The 12,170-nt window shown below is 72.3% G+C and carries 13 protein-coding genes; 3 read left to right on the top strand and 10 right to left on the bottom strand.

All coding sequences use genetic code 11. The annotated features are described in order from the left end of the window. Window positions 1-54 precede the first annotated feature (54 nt). The 5 genes from AC06FP_RS09885 to AC06FP_RS09865 form a co-directional block, all read right to left on the bottom strand. A complete protein-coding gene (locus AC06FP_RS09885) occupies window positions 55-732 on the bottom strand; it encodes a Dph6-related ATP pyrophosphatase (protein WP_478075360.1) in 678 nt (225 codons plus the stop codon). A 3-nt stretch (window positions 733-735) separates the two neighbouring features. Continuing rightward, a complete protein-coding gene (locus AC06FP_RS09880) occupies window positions 736-1,074 on the bottom strand; it encodes a hypothetical protein (RefSeq protein ID WP_456118202.1) in 339 nt (112 codons plus the stop codon). A gap of 68 nt (window positions 1,075-1,142) precedes the next feature. Beyond that, entirely contained in the window at window positions 1,143-2,087 is a 945-nt protein-coding gene (locus tag AC06FP_RS09875) for a DegV family protein (RefSeq protein ID WP_456118203.1), read from the bottom strand. A gap of 130 nt (window positions 2,088-2,217) precedes the next feature. Continuing rightward, the gene (locus AC06FP_RS09870) at window positions 2,218-3,483 is read right to left on the bottom strand and encodes an amidohydrolase family protein (protein ID WP_456118204.1); all 1,266 of its coding nucleotides are present in this window, start codon (window positions 3,481-3,483) and stop codon (window positions 2,218-2,220) included. Continuing rightward, entirely contained in the window at window positions 3,480-4,889 is a 1,410-nt protein-coding gene (locus tag AC06FP_RS09865) for an amidohydrolase (protein WP_456118205.1), read from the bottom strand. Before AC06FP_RS09865 ends, AC06FP_RS09870 begins: the two co-directional genes overlap by 4 nt. 268 nt (window positions 4,890-5,157) lie before the next feature. On the opposite strand from AC06FP_RS09865, the gene AC06FP_RS09860 reads away from it, so the two are divergent. Further along, entirely contained in the window at window positions 5,158-5,697 is a 540-nt protein-coding gene (locus tag AC06FP_RS09860) for a DUF924 family protein (RefSeq protein WP_478075474.1), read from the top strand. A gap of 104 nt (window positions 5,698-5,801) precedes the next feature. Here AC06FP_RS09860 and grxD read toward each other — a convergent pair whose 3' ends face one another. Beyond that, a complete protein-coding gene (gene grxD, locus AC06FP_RS09855) occupies window positions 5,802-6,728 on the bottom strand; it encodes a Grx4 family monothiol glutaredoxin (protein WP_456118207.1) in 927 nt (308 codons plus the stop codon). Between the two features lie 46 nt (window positions 6,729-6,774). Between grxD and AC06FP_RS09850 the strand changes: the two genes are divergently transcribed. Continuing rightward, window positions 6,775-7,569 (top strand): polysaccharide deacetylase family protein, encoded by a 795-nt coding sequence (locus AC06FP_RS09850; RefSeq protein ID WP_478075359.1) that lies wholly within the window; start codon window positions 6,775-6,777, stop codon window positions 7,567-7,569. A 36-nt stretch (window positions 7,570-7,605) separates the two neighbouring features. Continuing rightward, a complete protein-coding gene (locus AC06FP_RS09845) occupies window positions 7,606-8,859 on the top strand; it encodes a DEAD/DEAH box helicase (RefSeq protein WP_478075358.1) in 1,254 nt (417 codons plus the stop codon). Between the two features lie 171 nt (window positions 8,860-9,030). Here AC06FP_RS09845 and AC06FP_RS09840 read toward each other — a convergent pair whose 3' ends face one another. From AC06FP_RS09840 to AC06FP_RS09825, 4 genes are all read right to left on the bottom strand, one after another. Then, window positions 9,031-9,360, bottom strand: coding sequence for a DUF6172 family protein (locus AC06FP_RS09840; protein ID WP_478075357.1), 330 nt, complete (start codon window positions 9,358-9,360; stop codon window positions 9,031-9,033). A gap of 78 nt (window positions 9,361-9,438) precedes the next feature. Next, the gene (locus AC06FP_RS09835; RefSeq protein WP_478075473.1) at window positions 9,439-10,110 is read right to left on the bottom strand and encodes a class I SAM-dependent methyltransferase; all 672 of its coding nucleotides are present in this window, start codon (window positions 10,108-10,110) and stop codon (window positions 9,439-9,441) included. Window positions 10,111-10,133: 23 nt separating this feature from the next. Further along, complete coding sequence (locus AC06FP_RS09830) at window positions 10,134-10,757, bottom strand: SGNH/GDSL hydrolase family protein (RefSeq protein WP_478075472.1); 624 nt, start codon at window positions 10,755-10,757, stop codon at window positions 10,134-10,136. 36 nt (window positions 10,758-10,793) lie between these two features. Beyond that, the gene (locus AC06FP_RS09825) at window positions 10,794-12,065 is read right to left on the bottom strand and encodes a pyridoxal phosphate-dependent aminotransferase (RefSeq protein WP_478075356.1); all 1,272 of its coding nucleotides are present in this window, start codon (window positions 12,063-12,065) and stop codon (window positions 10,794-10,796) included. Window positions 12,066-12,170: the final 105 nt, after the last annotated feature.

Genomic DNA, 12,170 nt, shown 5'->3' with positions numbered 1-12,170 from the left:
CGGCACGGGGCGGCCGATGTGGCTCCCTCATCCCCGGACCGGGAAGGCCCCGGCTCAGCCCGCTGCCGGCAGGAAATCGGTATAGGCGTAGCGCGCCTCGCGCAGCACCGTCTGGCCCATGCGCAGGTCCAGTGGCGTGCGGAACATCGGCCCGGCGCTGACGCAGGTATGGAATTCGCCGTTCTCGCCGCAGGCATCGACGCCAGCGGGCAAGGCGTCGAGCAGGGCATGGTCGAAGGCGCGGCCGGCGAAGGCGGCGTCCAGCATCCGGGTGTCCACGCAGCACAGCCGCGCGCGCAGGCCGGCATCGACCATCCGCCGCGCCAGCGCGGCGGTGTCCTGGCCGAACAGGGGGAACAGGCAGTCCCAGTCCAGTGCCGCGTACTGCCGCTGGCGCCATTGGCGGATGTCTTCCAGCAGCAGGTCGCCGAAGGCGAGCGTGCGCAGCGCCGGCCAACGCCGGCGTGCGTCCCCAAGCGCCTGCGCCATGCGCTGCAGGTAGCCGGCGTTGTCGCAGGCCTGCGGGATCCAGGCGCGCAGCAGCGGCAGGCCGGCGGCGTCGGCCTGCAGGCGCAGCACCTCGTCGCGCACGCCCTGCATCGACGCGCGGTCGTGGCCCTCGGTCAGGGTGCTCAGCAGCGCGACCACCTCGACGTCGCCGCGCTGGCGCAGGACGTGCAGCGCCCAGGCCGCATCCTTGCCGCCGCTCCAGGAAAGCAGGACCGGTGTCACCGCTCAGCGCACGTCGCGCAGTTCCCAGTGGTTTCCGGCCAGCCAGCGCAGGCGCTGCTTGAGCACATCGCCGGGGATGCGGGTGATGGCCACCAGGTCGATGCGCAGGTCCGACTGCCTGCCGCTCACCGTCGCTTCCGGGTCGGTCACGCCCCAGTGCGGGTCGACGTCGTCGGGCTCTTCCTGGGTGGCGCGCCAGCGCTCGAACAGCACCGGCGTGCGCAGGGCTTCCTGCAGCTGCTCGGCGAAGGTGTCGGCGCCGTTGGCGGTGAAGGACAGGCGCGGATCGCTGCCGCGAGCGGCGGAAGGGTCGGGCAACGAGATCGAGTAGTGCACGGGCATGCGGGGTCTCCTTGGGAGTGGACAGTGTGGCGCGGCGGGCGTCGCGTCCGCGTACACGCCGTCGCGGGTCAGCTCTCGAATTCGTGCGGGACGTCGGCGAAGCCGACCGTCACCGCGCCCTTGCCGACATTGACCATGCCGGTCAGGCTCATCACGCTTTCGAGCAGAGCCACGCCGTGCGCCTGGCAGGTCTCGCGCAGGGTGGCGTAGCCGGGCAGGGCGCGCAGTTCGTCGAGCGGGCCACCGTAGCTCACGCAGACCACCGGCGTCAGCAGGCCCCGCGCCACGCGCTGGCCGACGAAGCCGAACAGCCGTTGCACGGCGTTGTCGAAGCCCTTGATCTTGGCCACCGGCGCAGTCTCGCCGCGGTAGCCGTGCAGCACCGGCTTGATGTCCAGCGCGCTGCCCAGCGCGGCGGTGAGCAGGCCGACGCTGCGGTCGCCCTTGTGGCGCGCGCGGGCGCGCATGTAGTACAGGTCGCGGGTGACCATGTAGCCGTGCACGTTGCCGGCCAGTTCCTCCAGCCGCTCGCGCATCTGCGCCACGCCGGCGCCGGCATCGCGCAGCCGCACTGCCTCCACCGCGGTCACCGCCTGCGCGGCGAACAGGTTCTGGGTGTCGAGCACGCGCAGCGCGAACGGCGAGTTGTGGCCGGCGGCCTGGCGGATCGGCCGGTACTCGTTGAGGATGGCGAAGCTGGCCTGCAGCGCGTTGTCGTGGATCGGGCTGCGGGTCCTGGTGATGGTCAGGCAGAACACGTGGTCGTAGTCGATGACCAGCTGCTGCAGGAACAGGTCGCGGATCTGGTTGACGCTGAAGGGGATGGTCTCGGCCTCGGCGCCGCGTTCGGCGACGTGGGTGTCGAGGAAGTTGAGCGTGGCGTCTTCCTCGCGGTGGTCGGCCAGCACCGCCTCGCCGATCCGCACGGTGATCGGCAGCAGTACCAGCCTGTGTTCGCGGATGAAGTCGGCCGGCAGGTCGCAGGCCGAATCCACGACGATCCCGATGCGCATGATCCAACCTCCCCGCTGTGTTGTGTGCCTGCGATCACACTAACCCAAAACCGGCGCCGGGGCAGGTGCCGCGCTGCCCCGGCGAAGGCCGCCGCGCACCCGGCACCGGGGTGCCGGGCGCGGAAAGCGGTCAGCGGCGGTAGGCCGGCGGCGTCGCGGCGCCGTGCAGGTAGCGGTCGCGCAGTTCGGTCTGGCGCGAGCGCATCGGCACCGCGCGCCCGCCCAGCCACATGCGCTCGGCATAGTGGCCCACGTCCAGCGGGTCGCCTTCCCACAGCACCAGGTCGGCCTGCTGGCCCACCGCGATGCTGCCGATGCGGTCGGCCACGCCGAAGGCCTGCGCCGGCACCCGGGTCAGGCCGGCCAGCGCCGCGTCCCAGGGCAGGCCGTTGGCCACCGCGTTGCCCGCCAGCTGGCGGATCTTGCGCGCGTTGTGCGAGGCGTCGCCGTCCTGGCTGAAGGCCACCGCCACGCCGGCGGCATGCAGCCGCGCGGCGTTCTGCAGCGTCGCGCCGATCTGGTCGAAGCTGGCTGGCAGGTTGGACAGCGCATCGACGAATACCGGCACGCCGGCTTCGGCCAGCTGCGGCGCCACGCGCCAGGCCTCGGTGCCGCCGGCGATCGCGATGCGCACCTGTTCGCGCTTGGCCCAGCGCAGCAGCTGGCGGATGTCGGCGGCGCGGTCCACGCGCACCACGACGCGGCCGGTGCCGGCCAGGTAGCGCGCCAGGGTGGCGCGCCCGGCCGGGGTCAGCAGCGCGTGCGGCGAATCGGCGGGGATGCGGCCGCGCGCTTCGGCCACCATCTGGTCGAGCAGCATCCACTGCGCCGCGCGCGAGCTGCCGGACAGTTCCGACCCGGCCGCGCCCATGCGCACGAACAGCATGCGCGGGCCAATCGGGTCGGCGCTGCCGTCCAGGCGCATGACCCCGCCCTGGCCTGCGATGAATCCGCCGCCGCTGCTGGCGCCCAGCGCGGTGAAGCCGATGCCCTCCACCCGCGCGACCGGGATCAGCACCGAGTCGGGGTTGTAGGCCAGGGTGACGTCGAACTCGGGGCGCTGCGGCTGTTCTTCCAGCTTCACCGCACTGTCCACGGTGGAGGCTTCGCCGGAGACTTCCTCCACGCCGATGTCGGTGATGCCGCCGAACAGCGCCGGGGTCAGTGGGCGGCCGCCGGCATCGACCACCTCGACGCCGGCCGGCGCGGCCAGCGCCGGGCCGACGGCGCGGATCACCCCGCCCTGCACCAGCACGTCGGCAGCGGTGAGCGTGCCGCGCGTGGTGGCGGTGTGCACGGTGGCGTTGCGGACCAGCACGTCCTGGGCGGCGGCGATGCCCGGCAGGGCCGCGGCCAGCAGCGCCAGGCGGCGCAGCAACACGATGGGCGCGCTCATGGCTGCACCTCCTGGCCGAGCATGAAATCGCTCAGCGGCTGTTGCCTGCGGTCGGCGCGGTCGTAGGCCTGGAAACCATCGATATAGACCTTCTCGGCCAGCGCGTAGGAACTGAAGGGATTGCCGTTCCACACCACCACGTCGGCCATCTTGCCCGGCTCCAGCGTGCCGGTCTTCTCCTCGATGCCCAGCGCGCGCGCGGCGTTGGCGGTGAGCCAGCGGATGGCGTGTTCCGGCGTGATCTCGTCCATGCCGGCGCGGCGCGCGCTGGCGATGACCTTGGCCGCCTCCTGGTTGAGGCGCTGGATGCCTTCGGGTGAATCGGAATGCACGATGGCGCAGCTGTTGGCCGGGCGGTCGACCAGCGCGATGTTCTCCTGGATGCCATCGAAGGCTTCCATCTTGAAGCCCCACCAGTCGGCCCACAGCGCGCCGCAGACGCCCTCGGCGGCGAGCCGGTCGGCCAGCTTGTAGGCCTCCACGCCGTGGTGGAAGGCGGCGACCCGGAAGCCGAATTCCTTGGCCAGGTCGAGCATGGTCGCCATCTCGTCGGCGCGGTAGCAGTGGATGTGCACGCGGATGTCGCCCTGGATGGCGCCGGCCAGCGTGTCCAGCTTGAGGTCGCGCTTGCCGCCGCTGTCGCCGGAACTGTCGCCGTTGTCGCCGCCGCCGAAGCGGCGCTTGCGCTTGACCGGCGCGGCGGTGTTCTTGGCGATATAGTCGCTGGCGTCGATGAAGGCCGCGCGGTAGCCGGCGACGTTGCCCATGCGCGTGGCCGGCGCGGTGCCCTTGCCGCCGTACACGCGCTTGGGGTTCTCGCCGCAGGCCATTTTCAGGCCCCACGGTGCGTCGGGGAACTTCATCGCCTGGTAGGTGGTGGCGGGCAGGTTCTTCAGCGTCACGCCGCGGCCGCCGACCAGGTTGGCCGAGCCGGGCAGCACCTGCATCGCGGTCACGCCGCCGGCCAGCGCCGCGGCGAAACCCGGATCCTGCGGCCACACCGAATGCTCGGCCCAGACGTTGGCGGTCACCGGCGCGGTCATTTCGTTGCCGTCGCCATGCGCCTGCACGCCGGGGCTGGGATATACGCCCAGGTGCGAATGCACGTCGATGATGCCGGGCGTGACCCACTTGCCGCGGCCGTCCACGCGCACGGCGTCGGCCGGCGCCTGCAGCGCATTGCCGACCGCGACCACGCGGCCATCGGCCAGCAGCACGTCGGCGTCGTCCAGGCGCCGGCCGGTGCCGTCGAGCACGGTGGCGTGGCTGATCAGCACCGGCGCCGAGGGAATCGGGCGGTAGGTGCTGGGGTAGGGATCCTGCACGAAGCGCGAAGCGGCGGGGGCCGACGCGGGATGCGCGCAGGCCAGCGCCAGGCCGAGCCCGGCCAGCAATCGATGTCGCATGGAGTCTCCATGTGGCGTGGATGGTGGCTGAACGCTAGCTGTCGATCCCGGCTTTGCCAAGTAGCGGGAGGCAGGGAACGAGTGAGGAGGAACGAGGAACGCAGAGAGGACAAAAGCAGGAGCAGGAGCCGAAGCCGTCATCTCCGCGAAGGCGGAGATCGCTCCTGCCTTCTCTACGTTCCCAGTTCCTCTCCACTCGTTCCTCGCCTTCTGTAAGCTGCTTGCCGGCGCCGCCTTCCAGGCGGTGGGACGATCAGGAAAGGGAGTGATGGAAGCAGTACAGACAGTGGTGGAGTTCTGGCGTTCGGCGGGGCCGCGGCGATGGTTCGCGCGCGACGACGCCTTCGACGACGAATTCCGCCGGCGCTTCCTGGACCTGCATTACCGGGCCGCGCGCCGTGGCTGCGAGGAATGGCTGCACAGCGCCGACGGCGCGCTGGCGCTGCAGATCCTGCTCGACCAGTTCCCGCGCAACTGTTTCCGCGGCACCGCGCACGCGTTCGCCACCGATGGGCTGGCGCGGCACTACGCCATGCGCACCATCGAGGAAGGGCTGGACCGCGAACTGACGCCGCAGCTGCGCGCCTTCATCTACCTGCCGTTCGAACATTCGGAAGACCCGCAGGACCAGGAACGCTCGGTGGCGATGTTCGAGGTGCTCGGCGACCTGGAATACCTGCGCTTCGCCGAGCTGCACCGCGACATCATCCGCCGCTTCGGCCGTTTCCCGCACCGCAACGCCGTGCTGGGCCGGATTCCCTCGCCGGAAGAGCTGCACTTCCTGGCCGAGGGCGGTTTCGCCGGGTGACGAGGAAGGGTGAGCATCGCCCCCTGTTGCCTTTCTACGGGGGCGCACATGCAGAACGCCGGCTTTCGCCGGCGTTCTTTATTGTTGCGGTGACGCCCATCCAATCAGTAGCGCGGCACGCTGTTGTCCACGTCCTGCGACCAGGCGTCGATGCCGCCGGTGACGTTGTAGACGCGGGTGAAGCCCAGGGCGCGGAACTGCTCGGCGGCCTGCGCGCTGCGCCCGCCGCGGTGGCACAGGAAGGCCAGCGCGGTGTCTTTCGGCAACGCTTCGAGGCGGGCGCGGTTGTCGCCGTCGAAGGTCTCGAACGGGGCGTTGACCGCGGCGATGGCGCGCTCGTCGGCCGGGCGCACGTCCACCAGGGTCAGGCTGCCGGCGCGCACCTGGTCGTCGGCGCCGCGCACGTCCAGTTCCTGCACCGGCTTCGGCGCGTTGGGGTTGTCGATGGCCAGGCCCTGGCCGCGGATGTCGTCCACCCAGTCGATGGTGATGCCGTTGGCGCGGCGCGCGCTGGCCACGTCGAACTGCACGCGCAGGCCGTTGGATTCGGCGGCGATGGCGTTGGCGTCGAGCGGGGCCAGCTGGAAGTTCGGCTGGAAGCGCGCGTCGATGCTCAGCTGCAGCGCGGCGCCCGGGGCGTCGGCCAGCGCGCCCTTGAGCATTTCCACCGCGGCCGGGGTGATGGTGATGGCCGGCGGGGTGCGGTCCGGCGGCGCCACGCCGAGCAGGGCGCTCAGCTCGCCGCTGTTGGCCATCTGCAGCATGATGTCGCTGCCGCCGACCAGCTCGCCGTCCACGTACAGCTGCGGAATGGTCGGCCAGTCGCCATAGGCCTTGATGCCCTCGCGGATTTCCCCGTCGGCCAGCACGTTGACGTGGGCGAAATCCACGCCCAGGTCCTGCAGCACGCCGACCGCCTTGGCCGAGAAGCCGCACTGCGGCATGGCCGGCTGGCCCTTCATGAACAGGACGACGCGGTTGGCGCCGAGGAGGGATTCGATGCGTTCGCGCAGGGCGGGATCCAGGGACATCGTGAACTCGTGGGGTTGGTCGAAGACAGGGCCGATTCTACGCCGCATGGCATCATGGGACATGACCGCCACGGGAACCCTGCATCGCACGCCGCCCCATCCCTGGCGCTGGATCGGCTGGCTGCTGTTGTCGCAGGCGCTGGTGGCGACGGCTTGGGTATGGCTGGGCTGGAAGGCCGGGCTGCCGCTGCTGCTGGCCAGCCACGCGCTGTTCGTGGTGCCGGTGTTCCTGCCCAACAGCGGCTTCTACGCGCCGGTGCTGTCGCGCCTGCCCGGCCCGGCGGTGTGGCTGACCATCGACGACGGCCCCTCCGACGACACCCTGGCGATCCTCGACCTGCTCGACCGCTACGACGCCCGGGCCACCTTCTTCATGGTCGGCGCGCGCGCGGCGGCGCGGCCGGAACTGGTGCGCGAGGTGCTGCGCCGCGGGCATGGGCTGGGCAACCACAGCCAGTCGCATCCGCAGGCGTGGTTCTGGCGCCTGGGGCCGCGGCGGATGGCCGAGGAGATCGGACGCTGCCAGCAGGCGCTGGCCGCCATCGCCGGAACGCCGCCGCGCTGGTATCGCTCGGTGGTCGGCATGACCAATCCGTTCGTCGCCGCCGCCCTGCGCCGGCATGGCCTGGCGCGGGTGGGCTGGAGCGCGCGCGGGTTCGATGGCGTGGGCTGCCAGCCCGACGCGGTGGTGGCGCGCATCGCGCGCGGCCTGGCGCCGGGCGCGATCGTGCTGCTGCACGAAGGCGCGGCGCACGGCCACAACCCGGCCATCGTCGAAGCGGTGCTGCGCCAGCTGCAGGCGCGCGGGCTGCCGGCCCGGCTGCCGCCGGAAACCGCTTAGACTCGCCGCCCCGCCTGCGGCCCCTGGAACCGCACCATGCCTTTTTCCCGACTCGGCCTGTCCCCCTATGTGCTGCCGGCGCTGCAGCGCGCGCTGCGGCAGGCCGGCTACGGCGCGCCCACGCCGATCCAGCAGCAGGCGGTGCCGGTATTGCTGAAGGGGCAGGACGTGATGGCGCTGGCGCCGACCGGCTCCGGCAAGACCGCGGCCTACGTGCTGCCGGCGTTGCAGCACTTCTTCCTGGCACCGCCGCGCAGGCCGCGCGTGCTGCGGCAACTGGTGCTGGTGCCCACGCGCGAACTGGCGCTGCAGGTGGCCGACGTGTTCGCCACGCTGGGCCGGGAACTGCCGCGGCAGCCGCGGGTGGTGTGCGCGGTGGGCGGGGTGTCGATCAACCCGCAGCTGATGGCGCTGCGCGGCGGCGCCGACGTGGTGGTGGCCACGCCCGGGCGCCTGCTCGACCTGCTGGCGCACAACGCGCTGTCGCTGCGGCAGGTGCAGCGGCTGGTGCTGGACGAGGCCGACCGCCTGCTGGAGCTGGGTTTCGGCGACGAGCTGCGGCAGATCCTCGCCGAGCTGCCCGCGCAGCGGCAGACGGCGTTGTTCTCGGCCACCTTCCCGGCGCAGATCGAAGCCCTGGCCGCCGCCGGCCTGCGCGCGCCGCAGCGGCTGCAGGTCGATGCGCAGGCGCCGCCGCAGATCGAGCAGCGCGCGCTGCGCGTCGATGCCGGCCGCCGCGTCGACCTGCTGCTGTCGCTGCTGGGCGATCCGCGCTGGCGGCAGGTGCTGGTGTTCGTCGCCAGCATCCGCGAGGGCGACCGCCTGGCCGGCGCGCTGCGCAGGGCCGGCATCGCCGTGCAGGCGCTGCACGGCGACCTGGCGCAGGGCCGCCGCGTGCGCGCGCTGCAGGCGTTCAAGGACGGGGAACTGCAGGTGCTGGTGGCGACCGACGTGGCCGCGCGTGGCATCGACATCGCCGGCCTGCCGGTGGTGGTGAACCACGAGCTGCCGCGTTCGCCGGCCGATTACCTGCACCGCATCGGCCGCACCGGCCGTGCCGGCGCCACCGGGCTGGCGGTGAGCTTCGTCGAAGCCGCCGCGCTGGCGCACTGGCGGCTGATCTGCAGGCGCCACGGCCTGCGGCTGGAGCCGGAGGTAGTGCCGGGTTTCGAACCGCGGGAGGCGGTCCCGGCGGCGCCGGTCAGCGACGGCAACGGCGGCATCAAGGGGCGCCGGCCCAGCAGGAAGGATCGTCTGCGCGCGGCCGCGCAGGCCGGGTCGTCGTCCTGAATCCCGGCGGGCGGCGTATCGCACCGGCCGGGCGCGCCCCACCGGAGCTTCACCGGCCAGGCCCGCCGGGCGTTGCCCGGCGCTACAGAGCCGCAGCGATCGATTCCTTGCAGAGCGGGGTATCGCCCCGCCGGGGGTCTTGCCGGGATGCCCGCAGGCATCCCGCGAGGATCAATCCTCGAAATCGTTTTCCGCCGCGATGGCCGGGTCCGCCGCCGGGCGTGGCGTGCGCTTGCCCGGTTTGCGCAGCACTTCCACGAAGAACTGCCTGTTGCCGGCGGCGACCAGCGCGTCCACCGCGCGGATCAGTTCGGGGAACGGCACGACCTGCGCGCTGGCCTCGTCGATGCCCACCCTGCTGTCGAAATCCCAGAAATCGGCGCCGGCCGGCAGCGCCTTGCCGCGCTCGCGCTTGATGTACTTGCGGATGTCGTGCTTGCTGGCGTCCAGCAGGCGGTCGGGGTGCTTGCCTTCGATGTCGAGGCGGTAGGTTCTTCTCACGGGGTTCTCGTCATGGCGCCGACCCGGGCGGGTGGCAGGGAATGGCGCGATTATCCGCGCAAACGGCGCGGCCGTGGTTCAGGCGCGGCGCGCGACCAGCAGCCAGTTGTTGAACGGCGTGTTGCCGTACAGCGGCGCCAGGCTGACCTGCAGGCCTTGCCGCCGCAGCTGCGCCTGCAGCGCATCGGCATCGGGATAGTGGCGCGGGCGGAACTGCATCCAGCCGATCCAGTTGGCGGCGCGGTCGCCGAGGCGCGAAATGCGGCCGCGGCGGCTGCCGTCGGCCAGGGACATGCGCAGCACCAGCCGGCCGTCGCCCTCGAGCATGGCCACGGCCCGGCGCAGCAGGGTCGCCTGCGCCTCGGCCGGCAGGTACTGCAGGACATCGAGGATGGCCACGCTGCCGCGGTGCGCGGGCAGGGCCGCGGCCAGGTCCATCACCTCGAAAGCGCTGGCGGCCAGCCCGGCGCGGCGGGCGACGCCGTCGGCGCGGCGGATCTTGGCGGCGTCGTTGTCCACGCCGCGGTAGGGCTGCATCTGCCCGTCGTGGCGCAGCGCGTGCGCCAGCAGGCCCAGCCCGCAGCCCATGTCCAGCAGCGGCGCCCGGCTGCCGCGCAACGCGTCGAGCACGCCCGGATAGAGCGGATCGCTGCGCAGCTTGGACAGCACGTAGTAGTAGTCCCAGCGGTTGCCCCAGGGGCGGCGCGGGGCGAACGCGCGGGCGATGGCCCGGGCATCGTGGGCCGGCATGGCCGCGATGCCGGGTGCCCTGCTCACGCGGCGGGCAGGTCCGTCAGCAGGTCCGCCGCCATCGGCAGCGCCTGTTCCATCCACAACCGGTACATCGCCGCGGAAGGATGCAGGCCGTCGTCCACCAGCATCGCCGGTTCGGCGCCGTGCGCGCGGCTGGCCGGGGTGATGTCGACGAAGGCGACGCCGTAGTCGCCGCAGCAGGCGTGGGCGGCGGCGTTGAAATCGTCGATCTCGCGCGCGACGACCGCGGCCTCGCGTCCGTGCGCGGCGGCGTAGGGCGTCACGCCCCAGTCGGGAATCGACAGCACCAGTACCCGCCGCGGGTCTTCGGCGGCCAGCGCGATGGCCCGCTGCAGCAGCTGTTCGAACTGCTGCCGGTACTCGGCCAGCGGCCGCCCGCGGTACTGGTTGTTGACGCCGATCAGCAGGCTCGCCAGCGCGTAGGGCCCCTGCGGCGCGGCCGCGTCGATGGCGGCGGCCAGCTCGTCGGTGGTCCAGCCGGTGGTGGCGATGACCTGCGGGTCGTCCAGCGCGATGCCGCGCGCGCGCAGCGCCGCGGCCAGCTGGAACGGCCAGGTGCCTGCGGCGGGCACGCCTTCGCCGATGGTGTAGGAGTCGCCCAGCGCCAGGTAGCGCGGGGCCAGGGGCGTGGCGGGGGCGGTCGCGCTCATCGACGCGCCTCAGGCTACGGCGCTGCGCGTCTTCAGCGGCACCACCTTGGTCGCCTGCTCGGCGCGGCGCGCCAGCACGCGGTCGATGCGGCCGAACACCTCGCGCATGGTCGCGGCCTCGGGCAGCAGGGTCACGCGGAAGTGGTGGCGGTAGGGCACGTTGAAGCTGGAGCCGGGCACGACCAGCACGCCCTCGTCGTTCATCAGTTCCAGCGCGAATTCGTGGTCGTCGAAGCCCTGCGCGGCCGGCCCGACCACCGCCGGGAAGGCGTACAGCGCGCCGGCCGGCGCGACCAGCTGCAGGTGCTCGCTGGCGGCGCAGGCCTCGATCACGGCGCGGCGGGTCTCGTACAGGCGGCCGCCCGGCGCGCACAGCGCGGAAATGGTGTCCGGGCCGTTGACCGCCGCCTCGATGGCGTACTGCCCGGGCACGTTGGCGCACAGGCGCAGCGCGCTGAGCAGGTCCAGCGCGGCGCGGAACTCGCCCAGCCGTTCGGCGGCGCCGGACAGCAGCATCCAGCCCACGCGCCAGCCGCAGGCGCGGTGCACCTTGCTCAGGCCGCTGAAGGTCAGGCACGGGTGGTCGCCGGCCAGCGGCGCGACCGGCTGGAAGCTGGCGCCGTCGTAGAGGATCTGGTCGTAGATCTCGTCCACCAGCAGCAGCAGGTTGTGGCGGCGGGCGATGGCGACGATCTTCTCCAGCAGCTCGCGCGGGTAGCTGGCGCCGCTGGGATTGTTCGGGTTGATCAGCACGATGGCGCGGGTGCGCGAGGACACCAGCGTCTCGATCTCCACCGGGTCGGGCTGGAAGCCGTTCTCGGGCCGGCAGCGGTAATACACCGGGCGGCCGTCGTTGAGGATGGTGGCCGCCGACCACAGCGGGTAGTCGGGCGAGGGCACCAGCACTTCGTCGCCGGGGTTGAGCAGGGCGCGCAGCGACAGGTCGATCAGTTCGGACACGCCGTTGCCGAGGAACACGCGGTCGGCGTGCGCGTCGGGCGCGCCGCGCCGCGCATAGGCCGCGGCGATGGCCTCGCGCGCCACCGGCAGGCCCTGCTGGTGGGTATAGGGATCGGTACGGCCCATGTCGTCGGCGATGGCGCGCTGCAGGTGCTCGGGTGCGCGGAATCCGAAATTGCCGGGGTTGCCGATGTTGAGCTTGATCAGCCTGCGGCCCTGGGCCTCCAGCTCGCGGGCTCGCCGGGCCAGCTCGCCACGGATCTCGTAGCGCACTTCGGACAGGCGTTCGCGGGTGGGCAGCGGTTTGGCAGGGCTTGACATGCGTGGGGCCGTCATGGGCGGGAAACCGCATGGTAGCGGAATTGCTGCGCTGCGGGGCGATGGTTCCGGGCGCAGGGGAAATCCATCCGGGGGGACGGCCGGCCG

The organism is Stenotrophomonas sp. Steno-Z2 (assembly GCF_056393235.1).
The sequence above is the reverse complement of the archived record's forward strand: the minus strand, read 5'-3'. Positions and strand labels throughout refer to the sequence as shown.

Excerpts from the sequence above, each read along its gene's own strand:
- AC06FP_RS09880 (WP_456118202.1), bottom strand. The coding sequence starts at position 1,074 with ATGCCCGTGCACTACTCGATCTCGTTGCCCGACCCTTCCGCCGCTCGC.
- AC06FP_RS09875 (WP_456118203.1), bottom strand. The coding sequence starts at position 2,087 with ATGCGCATCGGGATCGTCGTGGATTCGGCCTGCGACCTGCCGGCCGAC.
- AC06FP_RS09870 (WP_456118204.1), bottom strand. The coding sequence starts at position 3,483 with ATGAGCGCGCCCATCGTGTTGCTGCGCCGCCTGGCGCTGCTGGCCGCG.
- AC06FP_RS09865 (WP_456118205.1), bottom strand. The coding sequence starts at position 4,889 with ATGCGACATCGATTGCTGGCCGGGCTCGGCCTGGCGCTGGCCTGCGCG.
- AC06FP_RS09860 (WP_478075474.1), top strand. The coding sequence starts at position 5,158 with ATGGAAGCAGTACAGACAGTGGTGGAGTTCTGGCGTTCGGCGGGGCCG.
- grxD (WP_456118207.1), bottom strand. The coding sequence starts at position 6,728 with ATGTCCCTGGATCCCGCCCTGCGCGAACGCATCGAATCCCTCCTCGGC.
- AC06FP_RS09850 (WP_478075359.1), top strand. The coding sequence starts at position 6,775 with ATGGCATCATGGGACATGACCGCCACGGGAACCCTGCATCGCACGCCG.
- AC06FP_RS09845 (WP_478075358.1), top strand. The coding sequence starts at position 7,606 with ATGCCTTTTTCCCGACTCGGCCTGTCCCCCTATGTGCTGCCGGCGCTG.
- AC06FP_RS09835 (WP_478075473.1), bottom strand. The coding sequence starts at position 10,110 with ATGCCGGCCCACGATGCCCGGGCCATCGCCCGCGCGTTCGCCCCGCGC.
- AC06FP_RS09825 (WP_478075356.1), bottom strand. The coding sequence starts at position 12,065 with ATGTCAAGCCCTGCCAAACCGCTGCCCACCCGCGAACGCCTGTCCGAA.